This window comes from Bacillus cereus group sp. BfR-BA-01355 (assembly GCF_022663675.1).
GTDB classification, from domain to species: Bacteria; Bacillota; Bacilli; order Bacillales; family Bacillaceae_G; genus Bacillus_A; species Bacillus_A thuringiensis_S.
Genome location: NZ_JAKUFY010000121.1, coordinates 1 through 16,345, shown reverse-complemented (window position 1 = coordinate 16,345; position 16,345 = coordinate 1). Strand labels below are relative to the sequence as shown.

The window sequence follows — 16,345 nt, the reverse complement described above, 5'->3', positions numbered from 1 at the left end:
TTCTCTTCTTTTTGAGATTTGTCGTCAGCTTTTTTACCAGAAGCATTCGTAGCTTTTGCAGCACCTGCATCAGCTTTAATTTCTGTTACTGATTTATTTAAGTAACGTTCAGGATTCACAGCCACATTGTCTTTACGTACTTCAAAGTGAACGTGAGAGCCTGCCTCTTTATTCATTGCACTTAGACCGGATGTTCCTAATACTTCACCTTGTGCAACTCTTGCACCTTTTTCTACTTTCACACTGCCTAAGCTTTGATAAGATACCGCTACACCATTTCCACTATCAACTGTTACAACATAACCAAGAAGTGAATCTTTTTCAGCTTTCGTTACTGTACCACTTAAAGCAGCAGCAACATTGAACTCTTTCCCATTCTTCGCAGCAATGTCAATTCCTTTGTTCGGGGAATATGTGTTGTTATAAAAGACAAGTGCTTTTTCTTGTTCCGCCTCAGTTGCTGCATCTTCATAGAATTTCTTCTGTACGACTACTTCCGCATTCGCGGCAGCTGGCATTTTCACTACTTCTGAAGATTTCGTTACTGGTACTGCTGGATCTTCCGATTGTGTATACGGTGTTGCTTGATCGTGGTTTGGAGTCTTCTTCGGATTAGCTCCTTGGAACCATAGCGCAACCATTAAGATTACCGCTGCACAAGCAATGTATAGTGCCGGAAACACCCATCTTTTCTGAAATAAATGTACTACCTTTTGCGACTTTTTATTATTTCTTCCTCGCATTCCATCATCACCTCAGCAATCATTTTGAACAATATTCACGTATCCTATACAACGTATAACTAATTACTTTTCGACAAAATCTGTAAAAATATGTATAAGGAATGTAAAATTTCCGAGGAAATGATAGAAAAAAAGAAAAAACTGAGCGTTTCGGCTCAGTTTTTAGTCTAATTGTTTCTTTTTGTACACAATAATACAAAGAATGATAAGACATATAGTCCAAATTGTATTGTTTAAAATATGTTCTTGAATCGCAATAAACCCTTCTCCCTTTATAACTTTTTGCAATGCCTCCATAACATGATTTGTCGGAAGAAGATTAACTACTTTTATAATAAATTCATTCTTAACCATTTCTTGTAGCATCGGCCCCATTATGAATATTATAAAAATCGGAAGCCCCAATATAGATGTTTGTGCTATATTTTGGGATAGTAAGCCAACTATAGTACCTAAAACGACACATAACAATGTTCCTATTAAAATAATAATAACTAGCATACCAATATTTCCTTTAAAAGTATCTAAAATCACTAAACTAATAAAACTAGATGCTAGTACAAAAAATACAGTTAATACACTTTTACCTAAAATAACTTCTATTGGACTTGCTGGAGACAACATCAATACTCGTAACGTGTGTTTTTCCTTCTCCTCTGCAATAATAATTGCTTGCACATAACTTCCCACCATGGTAATCGTCATTACAATAACAAAACCTGCAAAGAACTCTTTTATAGAATCCATATTACTATAGAATACAGCAAGTAGAATAGGTAATAGCGCCATTAATATAACTTGTGAGTTTTTACCTGCATCATTTATTTCTTTTCTTACAATAGCCGAAAACCGTTTCATTGAAAATGTCATTATAATCCCCTCCCAGTAACTTCAATAAAGATATCGCCTAGCGTTGGTTCGTGTGAATGAATAGATAACAGTTCGCCCTTTTTCATCCATTCTGAAATACGTTTTGCGCCTAATTCATCTTTTTGCACTACTTCTTTTTGTTTATCTTTTAATACGACCTCTATTTGATCCTTAGCGTATTGTAAGCGTAGGTTCTCTGGCGTATCAAGCGCTACAATTTCTCCGCCACAAAGGAAGGCAATACGGTTACAAAGCGTTTCTGCTTCATCCATGTTGTGAGTCGTTAAGAAAATGGTCGTTCCTTCTTCATTTAAGTCTTTTAAGATTTTATGAATGTTTTGAACGTTTACTGGATCGAGTGCAGATGTTGGTTCGTCTAAGAAGAGGATATCTGGTTTATGAAGGATTGCTCTTGCTAGTGTGACGCGTTGCTTCATTCCCTTTGATAGTTTCTTTACTGGTGTTTTTTTATCATCTAATAAATTTACTTGTGCTAGTACTTCATCGATTCGTTCTTTTTTACAATCGTATAGGTCACAAAATAATAGTAAGTTATCATAAATACTAAGTCTTTCATATAAGCCGCTGTTATCTGTTAAAATACCAATTCGTTTGTAATCGATGCTACTTGGTCCTGTAATATCTTTCCCTAATACTCTTACTGTTCCAACACTATGAAGCAATTGAGAAGTTAAAATTTTTACCGTTGTCGTCTTACCAGATCCACTCGGTCCAAGGAATCCGAAAATCTCTCCTTGCTTCACCTCAATATTTACATTTCGAAGTGCCGTTTTTCCATCGAAACTTTTCATTACATCTTTCATTTCAATTGCCAATGTCATTTCTTCATCCCCTTTGTTTTTCTTCTTTATAGATGAAAGTCGCTTTAGCGCTTTTCGTTCGTTTGTTTCGCTTTTCTTGACTCAATCATATGAAAAACAAAGGGTTTACGCAGTAAAATACCGGTAAAAGGAGTATTTTTACCGGTGAATGAATCGCATGTTGAGCTTATTGGAGCACTTTTTATAGCCCAATCACGCCTTTTAATTCATCCATGCGTCCTTTCGAAAGCGGGATTGAACTTTTTCTTTCGTCATCCAAAATTAAACTAAAACTATTACGAGTCCACGTAATCACTTCTCGTACTCTTTGTAAATTCACAAGATACGAGCGATGACATCTAAAGAAACCAAAACCTGTTAATCTTGCTTCTAGTTCACTTAATGTTAATGCACATACGAAATCACCTTCACGAACGTGAATATGCGTTACTCCGTTTTGCGTTTCAATGAAATGGATTTCCATCGGATCAAGTAAAATGATTTTATCGTTCACTTTCGCTGGTATTCTTTCTAACTTCATTTGCGGAATCATTTGAATGACTTTTTCTTCACCGACTTCTTCCACTTCCTCTTGCTCAATTTCTATCTTTTTCACACCATCGTTGTTTAATATGTATACATCTTCCGTTAACGAAAGGGCATCCGATAGGAAAGATGACGTAATAAAAATCGCCTTTCCTTGTTCTTTCATTTTCATGATTGCTTTTCGAATAATGATCGTACTCTCTATATCTACATTTTGCTCTGGCTCTTCCAAAATAACTAAATCCGGATTATGAATCATCACTCGTCCAATATGAAGACGACGCTTCTCTGAAAACGATAGTTTTTCTATTTTAACGTTTAGTTTATCTAGGAGACCAACAGACTGCACAACTTCTTCTATGCTTATCTTTGATTCATAAAGCCCTATTAAAAACTTAAAGTATTCCTTCACCTTCAAACGATCATATGCCTCATCTTTCAAAAAACAAAAGCCGATGCGTGGATAATTTTTCTTTCCAATTGCTCCCCCTTCAAACAGTACATTGCCAGTCGACGCTTCTTCTTCGCCTATAATGATGCGGTGCAACACTTTAGCTGTATGATTATTGCATTGCAAAACAACACATTGTCCTTTCGCGACTTTTAGGTCAATTACCGGTAATTGGTTCGTTTTCCCTAACTGTTTCAACTCCAGTAGCACCATTTCATCTCCCCCAAATGCCTTTTTATCCTATTATATCAAACAGTTAATGGAAAATTATGATATTTTAAACAAAAAAATAAGTGCCAGAGTTCTGACACCTATTTCTTCACCATCAATTTTCCTTCATAATCATTCATCGTCTTTATTTCAACGCCTTTATAGTAATGAGCGACGATATCTGTATATTTCTTTCCTTCCGCTGCCATACCGTTCGCTCCGTATTGACTCATACCAACGCCGTGACCGAAGCCTTTCGTTGTAATGATGATTTTATCCCCTCGTTGTTTCCACGTGAAATCAGAAGAACGTAAATCTAACTTTTCACGAACTTCTTTTCCTGTTAATGTTTTTCCTTGAAAAGCTACATCCTTTACGCGCTTTCCTTCCGTAAGGTCTTTAATATTTCCAACCTTCCCGTCTGCTAGTACTTTCACACCGAGACGTTTTTGAAAATCAGCTACTGTAAATGTTTGCTCGCTCGTAAACTTTGGAGAGGCTTGATCCCACGGACTATCTACACTTTTCAAGTACGGATAATCATTTCCCCAATAGTCAGCTGCATTTTCTGTCCGGCCATTACTCGTTGAGAAGAAGGATGCTGAAATTGGTTTTCCATCATATGTTAAAACTTGTCCTGCTGTTTTCGAAACGGCTTCTTCGATTTTCTTCAAATTATTTTCGTAGTTATTACCCCATTGTTTCTTCAATTCTTCTTTACTTTTGTACACTTGATCTTTCACCGTATCTGTCACGTCCGCATTATTTTTCTTTCCTCCGCTTAGCATACGTTGTACTACAAATGTTCTCGCTGCTAATGCCTGTGCCTTTAGTGCCTCTATTTCAAAACTGGCATTCATCTCAGAAGCTACTACACCGGTCACATACTCCTCCATAGGCAATGATTCTACCTTCTTCTGTTTCTCACGATATACAGCAACTTGAACCGCTGTATCTACTTTTCCTGGAGCTGGTATACTTTCTATCGCTGGAGGAGTTTTAGAGGCCGTTTCTTCCCCTACTTTTGCTTTCGCAAATGGGATAACAAGGGCTGCAGGTACAATGATAACGAGCGCTATTAAGAGCGCTACTGTAATAAAAAGTGGCTTTGAAAATTTCATCCTATTTTCCCCCAATATAAAAGCTTTACTCCATTCATTCTTATGGAACAACTCTTTCTTTTAGAACATACTTAAGGAGGAAGAGCATAAAACGGAAATTTTCTAAATATTTTTACTGGTACGTGCATAAGTATAGAATTTATTGACTATAACAGTAATAACCCAAAAAAAAATAGCCCCTATGTCAAAAGACATAGAGACTATTTCAATTAAGCGTGAAGATCAGAAACTTCTTGTTCTTTCACTTCTTCTACTTTTTCGTTTACACGTTCAATAGTTGCACCTAATGCAGCTAATTTCTTATGGAAATCTACATAACCACGGTCAAGATGTTTTAACTCAGTTACACGAGTATAACCTTCTGATACTAAACCAGCTAAGATTAATGCAGCTGCAGCACGTAAATCAGTTGCGCCTACTTCAGCACCTTGTAAGCTGTTTGGACCGTTCATAATAACAGAACGACCTTCAATTTTAATATCAGCATTCATACGACGGAATTCTTCAACGTGCATAAAGCGGTTTTCGAATACCGTTTCTGTAATCATGCTTGTTCCATCAGCTTGTAGTAATAATGCCATCATTTGTGATTGCATGTCTGTTGGGAAACCTGGGTGAGGCATAGTTTTAATATCAACCGCTTTTAACTTATCTGGGCCGATAACACGTACACCTTCGTTTTCCTCAATAATTTTAACACCCATTTCTTCCATTTTCGCTGTAATTGAGCGTAAATGTTCAGGTACAGCATTTTCAATTAAGATGTCTCCACCAGTAATTGCTGCTGCAACCATGAATGTTCCCGCTTCAATACGGTCAGGAATAATAGAGTGGTTTGCACCATATAATTTATCAACGCCTTCGATACGAATCGTTCCAGTTCCAGCTCCGCGTACTTTCGCTCCCATTGCATTTAAGAAGTTAGCTAAGTCAACGATTTCTGGTTCTTTCGCTGCGTTTTCAAGAATTGTTGTCCCTTTTGCTAATGTAGCTGCAGACATAATGTTTTCTGTCGCGCCTACGCTTGGGAAGTCTAAGTAGATTTTAGCTCCTTTTAGTTCTCCCTCAACATATGCCTCAACAAAACCGTTACCAACCTGTACTTTTGCTCCCATTGCTTCGAAGCCTTTTAAATGTTGGTCAATTGGACGTGAACCGATTGCACATCCACCAGGAAGTGCAATACGAGCACGACCATTACGTGCTAATAATGGTCCCATTACTTGAACAGATGCACGCATTTTACGTACATATTCAAATGGTGCTTCAATGTTTAGTTCTTTAGAAGAATCGATTGTTACTTGATTATTTTCAAATACGACTTCAGCATTTAAATGACGTAATACCTCATTAATTGTGTATACATCAGACAAAACTGGTACTTCAGATAGTACATTCTTTCCATCACTCGCTAATAGGGCTGCAGCGATTATAGGTAATACAGCATTTTTTGCGCCCTCAACACGCACTGTGCCGTTTAACCGCTTTCCGCCACGGACGATGATCTTTTCCAAATTATTCCCCTCCGTGTCCTTTTTTCAGTATCTATTCACTCAATACTCAGAAGTTATGATCGGTGTGCCAACCACAATTGTATCTTTGTTGTCTGTAGAACGTATTGCTATTTGCACATTTATTTTCTCTCTATTTGTTGAAAGAGCGTCATCCCACTTTTTATTGTATGCGGAGACTGACACAAATGCTCTTTCTTCTACTTGTTCGATCGCTCTTGCTGAAAGATCTTTCAAAACCTGATTGGTTTTATTTTGCAAAACACCTTCAATCTTATCATTCAGTACACCTTGAACACAAGTGTAAATTATAGGTTTTTCACTAAAAATTTTATTCACTTTTTGAACATACTTCGGGTCCCATTTCGCCCCACTTACTTCAAAGATAATGAAAGTGTTTTCTTTAGTATTTTCTTTACTCCAAGTTACTACTACTCGTTCTTCATGAGAAGCAAACTTTTTATAGGATGTAGCTTTATATCCATCTGGAGATTGCTCTACTTCCCACTTTTGAATATTTGCCTTGTCCTTCACATCGTTTAACAACTTTTGAAACGTATGTATATTAGAAATTGTTTTTGTTTCTCTAGCTAACCATGACCATTTTTCTACTTTAGCATCATTTTTCTCTAAAGCCTTAATCATGCTCTCCATTTTCTGTTCATCGCTTATCGGTTTCATCTCTCTATATCCAACCAAAAATAAAACAACACTAAGTGCAACAATAAGAATGGCTTTAAGCTTCAATTTCATCCCCTCCTATCCCCATTGTTAACGGAGATTTGAGGTTCTATACACTTACTTTACTAAATACGTTAAACTCTTCGAATAGCCTAAATAATCAAGGAAAAAGTTACTTACAGATGTCCCAATTGCAATTGTAATTAAGATGAGTAATACTCGCGTCTGCAGCACTTTTCCGGACTTCATTAAACGCTCAATGTGAATGCCTTGCAAAGCCCACCACGTAATGGTAATAAACAATAAATGCGAAACAATGGCAATCAGTGCTTGTTGCCCTAAAAGTTGTGCCAAAAAATCGACCCCTTTTTACTCAGCTACTACTTATGAAAGAATATAAAAACGATACCATAATAAGTAGGAGCCACACTTTTTCAAATGCAAATAGACATCTTACATTTTACATCGTGATTTTCTTTCAAAAAACGTATATCTACATTACAAGTTAACACAAAATAAAAAGCGCAGAGTACTGACTCCACACCTTTTATTTTCACTATTGTACCACGTTCCCTAAGAAGAAGAAATCTTTCATTAATGGAAAATATTCATAAAAGAAATTGTACCCAATCATCGGCATAATCCCTAGTATTACAATCGAAATTGCACAAAGACTCATAACAACCTTTATATTTAACGGTAACCGTATCCTCTCTTCTGTCTCTCCGGTGCGGAAAAACATTTGTTGTAAAATACGGAAATAATATACGAATGAAACAACTGTCGTACCCATCATAATCGAAGCTAGTACGTAATGTGCTGGCTCTACATGAAGCGCGCCTAAAAAGATGTTAATCTTTCCAATGAAGCCAGCCGTCCCTGGTATCCCGGCCAGCGATAAAATAAAGATTGTCATCATGATCGCTGCAAATGGTGATTTCTTATATAATCCGGTGAAAATCGTTATGTTTTCCTTATCGTTTTGTAAGATTAAGCCGTGGATAATGGCAAACGCGCCTATATTCATAAGCATGTATGCCAGCATATAAAACCACATGCTATCCAGCGTAAATGGTGATAATGCCACAAGTGGAACGAGCAAATACCCAGCATGCGCAATACCTGAATAAGCAAATAAACGTTTTATGTTGTATTGTTTTAACGCGACTACATTCCCAACAATCATCGTTATACTTGCTAGCACCGCAATATATATACTCATATGCCCATATAAAGATTGCATATCTCCTTGTATTAATACACTTGCAAAAACCATAAGGAACAAACGAATAATGAGTAGGAACCCAGCAATTTTAGAAATCGTTCCAAGAAAAGCGGTAACAGGTGTAGTCGCTCCTTCATACACATCAGGTGCCCACATATGAAACGGCACTGTGGCAATTTTAAATGAGAGACCGACTAGCAATAAAAGAAATGCGAGAGCTAGCAATAACTGAATACCACTAGCGAGCTCCCCAGTGAGTACCTTTTGCATATCTACAATGTTAGTTGAACCTGTAATACCGTATAAATAACTCATTCCGAAGAGCGTGATCGCCGTTCCAATTCCTCCGCTAATGACATATTTCATTGCCGCTTCATTTGATGCACGGTTCTTTTTTCGTATTCCGACTAAAATATAAGAAGAAAGTGAAAGTAACTCTAAACCAACGAAAAGGGTGATAAAGTCAACACTAGAAGCCATGAACATCGCGCCAAGAAGTGCCATTAAAAATAAGTAATAATATTCGCCCTTATCTTCAATCGGATTCTTCTTATCATCGCTCATTGCGATGCATAAAATGAGAGCTGAGGCGCCTAATAACAACGTTTTAAACCCTTTTGAAAATCCATCTAACACAAACGATCCATTTAAAATATCTCCAGCTGGTTCGCTATATAGCGTAATTAATGAAACAATTGCTAATACGATGGCAGCAATCGCACCAAGAGCTACATATCTATGGTTCAGCTTAAAAAACAAATCACATATGGAAAGAAGGATGGCGGCCCCGAGAATAATAAATTCTGGCACCATTAGATGCCACGATAAGCTAAGTAACGTATTCATATCCATCCTACTTCACCCCCAATGTTTTCAATGTATTTTGAAGCGGATCCCCTAGTATCTCTGGCATAACTCCAATTGCAATAATACAAAAGATAAGTAGTAAAACAGGGACGTACTCCCATCCGTGTATATCAGATTTTGCTTCCCATTCTTTCTTTCCAAATGTCACTTGAAGTGTCGCTCTTAATACGTATACAGCGGTTAAAATGATGCCAATCACACCGACTGCAGCAATGACGGGCTCTCCTTGAAATAAACCAAGAAAGGCAAGAAATTCACTAACAAACCCAGACATCCCTGGTAGTCCAAGCGATGCCATTCCTCCTGCTAAAAAGAATCCGCTAAGTATCGGTACACTTTTCGCAAGTCCGCCTAGCACCGTAATATCCGAGGTTCCAAATCGTTGTTCTATAACACCTAGTAAGAAGAAGAGCAAGGCTGCAATTAAACCATGTGATACAACTTGGAATAGCGCTCCTTGTGTACCAGGTGCATTAAGTGACGCAAGTCCCATTAATACAATTCCCATATGCGAAATACTAGAGTAAGCGAGTACTTTCCTAAAGTCCGTTTGGATGAGCGCTAAAAAGGCACCGTATAATAAATTAATTACGCCTAATATCGCAATTAGCGTTGCAACATCGTGAAAATATTCCGGGAATAACCCTTTCCCGAAGCGAATAATACCGTACGCTCCAATCTTTAACAAAACACCCGCATGAAGCATAACTACAGCTGGATGCGCTTCTATGTGTACATTGACCATCCAGCGGTGCAACGGAAAAACAGGTAGTTTAATTGCAAAGGCAATCATTATGGCAATAAATACACCAAGCTGCAAGCTACTTGGGATGACGAGTTCCCCCCCTGCGCTTACGCTTCTTAATATCTCTTTCAGCTCCACAATATTTGTTGTACCTGTTTTCGCGAACAAAATTGAGAAAACAATGAGCAAAATAGCTGAGCCAATACCGTTATATATTAAATAACTATAAGCAGCCTTTTCACTCGACAATTTTCCCCACTTCCCAATTAATAAAAACATTGGTGGCAACGTAATTTCAAAGAAGATAAAAAACAACATTAAATTTTGAGCAGCAAAGACGCCGAGCATCCCTATTTCTAGCATGAGTAACAGCATATAAAATGCTTTCAAATTGCTTTTAATAGAAAAGGCTGCAATTGCTGCAAGCATCGCTAGAAGAGCCGTCAGTACCATCATGATAAGCGACAAACCATCAATACCGAGCTCGTAATAAATAGAAAACCACCTTTTATCCACCGCTGTAAAATCTCCGAACTTAATCCATTTCACCTTTTCATCAAATAGTGACAAGCTCTTTCCAGAAACATATGTACAAGCAAGGACGATGGCGATTCCAAATGGAAGTGCCGTCCCAAATAAGCCAAGCGCCCGCACTGTACGCAATTCCTTTTTCGGTGTTAATACAAGCAATAAAATTCCTAAAAGCGGGGAAAAAATGAAGAACGTTAACAACAAATCATTCATCGTAAATCCCCTCCCGTATAGAGCAAAATAATGACGAGTACAGCGAGCGAAACCGCCGTTACAGTACCATACACTTGTACATTCCCGTTTTGAAGTTTCGAGCCAAGGTTACTTGTTCCTTTAACTACACTTGCAATTAAAACTGCAATTCCTTCGACTACATACACTTCAAATAAGCGAAGCACACGAGCGATTCCTTTCGTAATAGGGATCACCGTCATGTTGTATAGTTCATCCACATAATATTTTTCTTTCAAAAGATTATAAAGCGAGGTTCCCGTACCCCCAGCCCACTCTCTAGAAATTGATTTCTTGCCATATATGAAATATGCAAGAGCGATTCCCGCAAATGAAACGAGCGTCGCAACAATCATAATCCAAACTGGTCCATGCGCTTCTTCAACCTTAAACCCTACATCTTTCGTCAACCAATCTCCGAGAAACGTCCCAAACCATGGTGTATTTATATATCCTGCCACTACTGCGAGAACGCCGAGAACAATCATTGGATACGTCATAACGCGGGGCGACTCATGCACATCTTCCTTCGTCTTCGCTTCCCCAGTAAAGACAAGGAAGTATAGACGAAACATGTAAAATGCCGTTAAGAATGCCGCAATTACTGCTAATACGAATAAAAAGTAATTACCATTCATCCAAGTCGCAGCCAAAATTTCATCTTTACTAAAGAACCCAGAAAGGAGTGGAACCCCACTAATTGCAAGTGTACCTATCAAAAATAGCGTACCAGTTACTTTCATCTTCTTCTGTAAACCGCCCATTTTGTTAATGTTTTGCGTATGCACGGCATGAATTACACTTCCTGCTGCCAAAAATAGTAGTGCTTTAAAAAAAGCATGTGTCGTCAAATGGAATATACCAGCTACATAACCAGCAGAACCTAACGCGAGCATCATATACCCGAGCTGGCTAACTGTAGAATAAGCAAGTACTCTCTTTATATCTGTTTGTACAAGGCCGATAGAGGCCGCAAAGATTGCAGTGAAAGCTCCGACAATTGCCACTGTCTGCATCGCTACCGCACTTGCCGAAAATAATGGAAACATCGTCGCTACTAAATATACGCCCGCTGCAACCATCGTCGCCGCGTGAATAAGTGCCGACACGGGCGTTGGCCCCTCCATTGCATCTGGCAACCACGTGTGAAGCGGGAACTGACCTGATTTCCCCATCGCCCCGATAAAAATTAATATCGCCGTTATTGTAATCATGTAAGGAGGTAGATCCCCTGTATAAATCGCCCTAAATATTGCGTCATATTCAAAACTACCTGCGTACCAAAAAATTAAAATCATCCCGATAAATAAACCAACATCCCCAATACGGGTCATAATAAAAGCCTTTTTTGCAGCAGCCTTCGCTTCTTCTTTAAAGAAATAAAAACCGATAAGTAAAAATGAGCCAAGGCCAACTAATTCCCAAAATATATAAAGCTGTAATAAATTCGTTGATATAACAAGCCCTAACATCGCAAATGTAAAGAGTCCTAAATATGCGTAAAAGGTTGGTAATCGTTCATCACCTTTCATATAACCTTTCGAATACACATGTACAAGCAGACTCACAAGCGTAACGATAAACAACATTAAAGCTCCTAATGCAGTCACTTCAAAGCCAAATGATATATCCACATCTCCAGCTCTAAGCCACACCCACTTATGCTTCACGCTTGCTTCTGAAAATCTTTCTATTAACACAAGTACCGCAAGTATAAAGGAGAGAAAGACGAAAAAAATACTAAGTACACTGCTTCCTTCTCTAATTTTCTTCCCGAATATAATAAGTAACAAAAACGAAACGAGTGGGAAAAGCGGTATGAGCCATGCATAATCGATCATTGTTTCCTTCCCCCTTTTTCGGTCACAATGCTATCCTTTGAGCGTATCCATTTCATCCACCTGAACTGTCGTACGATTACGATATAAAGCAATTAAAATAGCGAGTCCTACCGCCGCTTCCGCTGCCGCTACAGCCATCGTAAACAGTGAGAAAATTTGACCTGTTAAATTCGGAAATAAGCCTAATTTACTAAACGCCACTAAGTTTAAATTGGCAGCATTTAGCATTAATTCGATACAAACTAATACGATTACTGTATTCCGCTTTGTTAAAGCTCCAAATAGGCCGATGCAAAACAAAATAATCGCAAGTGTTAAATATGCAGAAGCCGGAACGCTACTCATTGGAATCCTCCTCTTTCTCGTCCTTTTTCGCAAGTATAATCGCGCCAACGAGTGCTACAAGTAAAATAACTGAAGTTAGTTCAAATGGGATAATATATTTTGAATAGAGAAGCGTACCGATTTGAAGTGTGTTGTTTTCATGGAGAGGTAAACTTCCTTGTGTGCTCTCATTTGCAAAATCAATATTATTAACAGCGAAATACATAACCGCTCCAAATGCTACAACCGCAAAGAAGATAATCCATTTTCGAAGAGTAAGACGCGATTCATTTTCCGCGTTATGTTTCGTTAACATAATGCCGAAAATCATAATAATTGTGATTGCACCAGAGTAAAGTAAAATTTGTGCAACGCCTATAAATTCGGCTGATAAAAGAAAATACAAACCTGCAATGCTGAGAAATGTTAGAACGAGAGCTAGCATCATGTGCATAACTTTCGTTAAGTTCAACATAAGAACACCGCCGATAATTGCAGACAAGGATAGTATAAAGAATGCTACAAACTCGCCATTCATGCCTTATTCTCCTTCCTGACGTTTTCGTCGTTTTCGTCAAGCCACTGCAAATTTTTAAATAAGTCATCACGTGAATATTCCGCGAGCTCAAAGTTATTTGTCATGACAATCGCCTCTGTCGGACAAACTTCTGTACATAAATCACAAAGAATACAAATTTCAAAATTAATATCATACGTGTCGATAATTTTTCCTTTTTTCGTAGGATCCGGATGTTTCTTTCCTGTTAACTGAATACAGTCTGTCGGACAAATGTTAGAGCATTGATTACAAACAATACATTTCTCCGGATAGAATTTTTGAATCCCCCGAAAACGGTCTGGCAACGGCAACGGTTGATTTGGATAATCATACGTTACCTTCTTCTTGCTCAAATTACTTAGTGTATATTTTAATCCTTTAAATAGTCCCTTCATCTCTTACTGGCACCCCCCTCATAGATTAGAAGAATAACTCCTTAATCAATGCCGTTAAGAAAATATTTGCAAGTGCAATCGGCAATAATACTTTCCATCCAAACTCCATTAACTGGTCACCTCTTATACGCGGGAACGTAACGCGGAACCAAATTAATAGAAAGACTACACTGCTAAATTTCAAAGCAAACCATACGGCACCTGGGATAAATCCAAGAAACATGACTGGATTCCATCCGCCTAAAAAGAGCACTGTAATTAACGATGCCATCCCGAAGAAATATACGTACTCTGAAAGCATGAAAAACGCCCAGCGAAAACCTGAGTATTCCGTATGATATCCAGAAACAAGTTCTGACTCCGCTTCTGGCAAATCGAATGGCGTCCGATTTAACTCTGCAACTGCTGCAATTAAGAAAACGACGAAGCCAATTGGCTGCACGAAAATGTACCAAACCTTCTCCTGCGCCGCTACAATCTCATTTAAATTCAGGCTACCAGCTAACAAAACGATACCAATTACACTCATTACGAGCGGAATCTCATAAGAAATCATTTGCGCCGCCGCACGCATCCCTCCTAAAAGGGAATATTTATTATTCGATGCCCATCCCCCAGTTACAACACCTATTGTCGTAATACCGGAAACAGCGATATAATAAAGTAGCCCGACTCCAATATCGGCAAATTGAAATTTATCAGTGAACGGGATAACTGCCAGCACCATAAATGCTGGCGCAAATGCAATGACAGGTGCTAATATAAACAGTGGTTTATCTGCTGCTTTCGGAATACTATCTTCTTTCAATAATAGTTTTAAAACATCAGCTACCGTTTGCAGTAAACCGAATCGGCCTCCAACCTGGTTTGGTCCAATCCGCCCTTGCATAAATCCCATCACTTTCCGTTCTGCCAAAATTCCATATGTAACGAAGCCAAGGACTGCAAATAGTAGAAGCACCGCTAATCCGAAAAAAATGAAGAAATTCGTCCAGCTTGAAGGTGATTGTAAGAGCGTCTCAATCATTAGCCATCAACCTCCCCAAGTACAATATCAACTCCACCTAAAATCGTAATTAAATTAGCGATGTTTTCACCTTTCAATAACTTCGGTAAAATTTGCAAGTTATAAAAAGATGGCCTACGAAACTTCAAACGGTACGGCTCTTTCTTTCCGTCACTAGCGATGTAACAACCAATCTCTCCGCGCGGCGATTCGATACGTACAAACGCTTCTCCCTTAGGTGCCTTAATAATTTTCGGTACTTTTGCCAGCACTGCTCCATCTTTTGGGAACTGCTGAACTGCTTGCTCAACAATCTTTAAAGACTCCTCGATTTCTTGCATTCGGCAAACGTAGCGATCCCAAGCATCTCCCACGCTTCCAACAGGAATATCAAAATCAAAACGATCATAAATCGAATACGGCTCGTCTTTGCGAAGATCCCAGTTTACTCCAGTGCACCGCAAATTTGCTCCGCTTAAAGAATACGAGATCGCTTCTTCCGCGCTATATATACCAACGCCTTTCACACGATTTAAGAAAATCTCATTACCGCTAACAAGATCATGATAACCTGCCAATTGCTCTCTCATATACGGAACAAACTCTTCCACCTTTTCAATCCAACCATCTGGCGCATCCCACTTCACACCGCCAACTCTCATATAGTTAAAAGTAAGCCGTGCCCCGCATAATTCATTTAATAAATTTATAATCATCTCTCGTTCACGAAACGCGTACAAAAACGGGCTGACCGCTCCTATATCAAGAAGATTCGTCCCCCACCAAACGAGATGGCTTGCAATTCTCCCTAGCTCCATCGCAAGTACTCGCAAGTATTCGGCACGCTCCGGAATTTCAAGCCCCATCATCGTCTCTACAGCATGGCAAATGACGTAATTATTCGTCATGGCTGATAAATAGTCCATTCGATCTGTATAAGGGATAATTTGCGTATACTGTAAGCTCTCAGCGATTTTTTCTGTCCCGCGATGCAAATACCCAATAACCGGTGTAGCTTCTCTAATAATTTCCCCGTCAATCTTAATTACGAGCCTGAACACACCATGTGTACTCGGATGCTGAGGTCCTACATTCAAAAGCATCTCTTCCGTACGGATCATAGCTACACCTCCACATCATACGGTTCATAGTCTTTTCTAAGCGGATGTCCTACCCAATCATCTGGCATTAAAATACGCGTTAAATTCGGATGCCCTTTAAATACAATGCCGAGCAAATCGTATGCTTCTCGCTCCGGCCAGTCAGCCCCTTTCCAAAGCGCTGTCACAGATTCAACTTGCGGTTCTTCCCGGTCTAGCTTTACCTTCACCGCTACCGATTGTTTCTTACCATATGAAAACAAATGAACATATACTTCCATATGTGTCACAAAATCCGTCGCATGTAGCTCTGACATATAATCAAAAGCAAGTCCTTCATGGAATCGCAGTGACTCCATCACTTCATAATATTTTTCTTGATCCACCACAAGAGTCGGCACATCCTTTGACAGTTTATTAATGTAGGAATCTACTAATGCACCCTCTCCTACCTTCTCCCTAATAGCCTCAACATACTGATTTAAATACGGCTGATTTACGGACGTTTCTTCCCGCTTCGGCTCATCCTCTTTCTTACCTTCAGCTCCCTTTGTCTTCGCTCTTGCA

Annotated in this window: 17 protein-coding genes; all 17 read right to left on the bottom strand. The window is 38.8% G+C overall.

Features of this window, described 5'->3' with window-relative positions; translation table 11 throughout:
- The coding region (spoIIQ, locus tag MR167_RS26705; RefSeq protein WP_242315905.1) for a stage II sporulation protein SpoIIQ at positions 1-743 on the bottom strand (743 nt) is incomplete at its 3' end.
- 162 nt (positions 744-905) lie between these two features.
- Complete coding sequence (locus MR167_RS26700; RefSeq protein ID WP_000144420.1) at positions 906-1,613, bottom strand: ABC transporter permease; 708 nt, start codon at positions 1,611-1,613, stop codon at positions 906-908.
- Positions 1,613-2,455, bottom strand: a complete 843-nt coding sequence (locus tag MR167_RS26695) for an ABC transporter ATP-binding protein (protein WP_000170827.1) — start codon at positions 2,453-2,455, stop codon at positions 1,613-1,615. Before MR167_RS26695 ends, MR167_RS26700 begins: the two co-directional genes overlap by 1 nt.
- 181 nt (positions 2,456-2,636) lie before the next feature.
- Positions 2,637-3,644, bottom strand: a complete 1,008-nt coding sequence (locus MR167_RS26690; RefSeq protein ID WP_000243437.1) for a LytTR family transcriptional regulator DNA-binding domain-containing protein — start codon at positions 3,642-3,644, stop codon at positions 2,637-2,639.
- A 98-nt stretch (positions 3,645-3,742) separates the two neighbouring features.
- Entirely contained in the window at positions 3,743-4,762 is a 1,020-nt protein-coding gene (spoIID, locus tag MR167_RS26685; protein ID WP_000672657.1) for a stage II sporulation protein D, read from the bottom strand.
- Between the two features lie 209 nt (positions 4,763-4,971).
- On the bottom strand, positions 4,972-6,276 hold the full coding sequence (murA, locus tag MR167_RS26680; RefSeq protein WP_000411275.1) for a UDP-N-acetylglucosamine 1-carboxyvinyltransferase: 1,305 nt from the start codon (positions 6,274-6,276) through the stop codon (positions 4,972-4,974).
- Between the two features lie 39 nt (positions 6,277-6,315).
- Positions 6,316-7,020, bottom strand: coding sequence for a YwmB family TATA-box binding protein (locus tag MR167_RS26675; RefSeq protein ID WP_000767913.1), 705 nt, complete (start codon positions 7,018-7,020; stop codon positions 6,316-6,318).
- Between the two features lie 51 nt (positions 7,021-7,071).
- Entirely contained in the window at positions 7,072-7,308 is a 237-nt protein-coding gene (locus tag MR167_RS26670; protein ID WP_000057889.1) for a DUF1146 family protein, read from the bottom strand.
- Positions 7,309-7,510: 202 nt separating this feature from the next.
- The gene (gene nuoN / locus MR167_RS26665) at positions 7,511-9,025 is read right to left on the bottom strand and encodes an NADH-quinone oxidoreductase subunit NuoN (protein WP_002083561.1); all 1,515 of its coding nucleotides are present in this window, start codon (positions 9,023-9,025) and stop codon (positions 7,511-7,513) included.
- Between the two features lie 7 nt (positions 9,026-9,032).
- Positions 9,033-10,535, bottom strand: coding sequence for an NADH-quinone oxidoreductase subunit M (locus tag MR167_RS26660; RefSeq protein WP_242315903.1), 1,503 nt, complete (start codon positions 10,533-10,535; stop codon positions 9,033-9,035).
- A complete protein-coding gene (gene nuoL, locus MR167_RS26655) occupies positions 10,532-12,394 on the bottom strand; it encodes an NADH-quinone oxidoreductase subunit L (RefSeq protein WP_086398016.1) in 1,863 nt (620 codons plus the stop codon). The genes MR167_RS26660 and nuoL overlap by 4 nt, the downstream gene beginning before the upstream one ends.
- 30 nt (positions 12,395-12,424) lie before the next feature.
- A complete protein-coding gene (gene nuoK / locus MR167_RS26650; protein WP_000100079.1) occupies positions 12,425-12,739 on the bottom strand; it encodes an NADH-quinone oxidoreductase subunit NuoK in 315 nt (104 codons plus the stop codon).
- Entirely contained in the window at positions 12,732-13,256 is a 525-nt protein-coding gene (locus tag MR167_RS26645) for an NADH-quinone oxidoreductase subunit J (protein WP_001012810.1), read from the bottom strand. The genes nuoK and MR167_RS26645 overlap by 8 nt, the downstream gene beginning before the upstream one ends.
- Positions 13,253-13,672: an NADH-quinone oxidoreductase subunit NuoI gene (nuoI, locus tag MR167_RS26640; protein WP_000677191.1), complete on the bottom strand. Its 420-nt coding sequence runs from the start codon at positions 13,670-13,672 to the stop codon at positions 13,253-13,255. Before nuoI ends, MR167_RS26645 begins: the two co-directional genes overlap by 4 nt.
- Before the next feature lie 25 nt (positions 13,673-13,697).
- Complete coding sequence (gene nuoH / locus MR167_RS26635) at positions 13,698-14,699, bottom strand: NADH-quinone oxidoreductase subunit NuoH (RefSeq protein ID WP_000573426.1); 1,002 nt, start codon at positions 14,697-14,699, stop codon at positions 13,698-13,700.
- Positions 14,699-15,799 carry an NADH-quinone oxidoreductase subunit NuoD gene (gene nuoD, locus MR167_RS26630; protein ID WP_000621463.1) on the bottom strand — a complete coding sequence of 367 codons (1,101 nt, stop codon included), beginning with the start codon at positions 15,797-15,799 and terminating at the stop codon, positions 14,699-14,701. Before nuoD ends, nuoH begins: the two co-directional genes overlap by 1 nt.
- 2 nt (positions 15,800-15,801) lie before the next feature.
- Positions 15,802-16,345: NADH-quinone oxidoreductase subunit C (locus MR167_RS26625; RefSeq protein WP_255787321.1), on the bottom strand; the 544-nt coding region annotated here is incomplete at its 5' end.

What these genes read in the sequence shown, in the direction of transcription:
- MR167_RS26700 (WP_000144420.1), bottom strand. Translation starts at nt 1,613, where the DNA reads ATGACATTTTCAATGAAACGGTTTTCGGCTATTGTAAGAAAAGAAATA.
- MR167_RS26695 (WP_000170827.1), bottom strand. Translation starts at nt 2,455, where the DNA reads ATGACATTGGCAATTGAAATGAAAGATGTAATGAAAAGTTTCGATGGA.
- MR167_RS26690 (WP_000243437.1), bottom strand. Translation starts at nt 3,644, where the DNA reads ATGGTGCTACTGGAGTTGAAACAGTTAGGGAAAACGAACCAATTACCG.
- spoIID (WP_000672657.1), bottom strand. Translation starts at nt 4,762, where the DNA reads ATGAAATTTTCAAAGCCACTTTTTATTACAGTAGCGCTCTTAATAGCG.
- nuoN (WP_002083561.1), bottom strand. Translation starts at nt 9,025, where the DNA reads ATGAATACGTTACTTAGCTTATCGTGGCATCTAATGGTGCCAGAATTT.
- MR167_RS26660 (WP_242315903.1), bottom strand. Translation starts at nt 10,535, where the DNA reads ATGAATGATTTGTTGTTAACGTTCTTCATTTTTTCCCCGCTTTTAGGA.
- nuoL (WP_086398016.1), bottom strand. Translation starts at nt 12,394, where the DNA reads ATGATCGATTATGCATGGCTCATACCGCTTTTCCCACTCGTTTCGTTT.
- nuoK (WP_000100079.1), bottom strand. Translation starts at nt 12,739, where the DNA reads ATGAGTAGCGTTCCGGCTTCTGCATATTTAACACTTGCGATTATTTTG.
- MR167_RS26645 (WP_001012810.1), bottom strand. Translation starts at nt 13,256, where the DNA reads ATGAATGGCGAGTTTGTAGCATTCTTTATACTATCCTTGTCTGCAATT.
- nuoI (WP_000677191.1), bottom strand. Translation starts at nt 13,672, where the DNA reads ATGAAGGGACTATTTAAAGGATTAAAATATACACTAAGTAATTTGAGC.
- nuoH (WP_000573426.1), bottom strand. Translation starts at nt 14,699, where the DNA reads ATGATTGAGACGCTCTTACAATCACCTTCAAGCTGGACGAATTTCTTC.
- nuoD (WP_000621463.1), bottom strand. Translation starts at nt 15,799, where the DNA reads ATGATCCGTACGGAAGAGATGCTTTTGAATGTAGGACCTCAGCATCCG.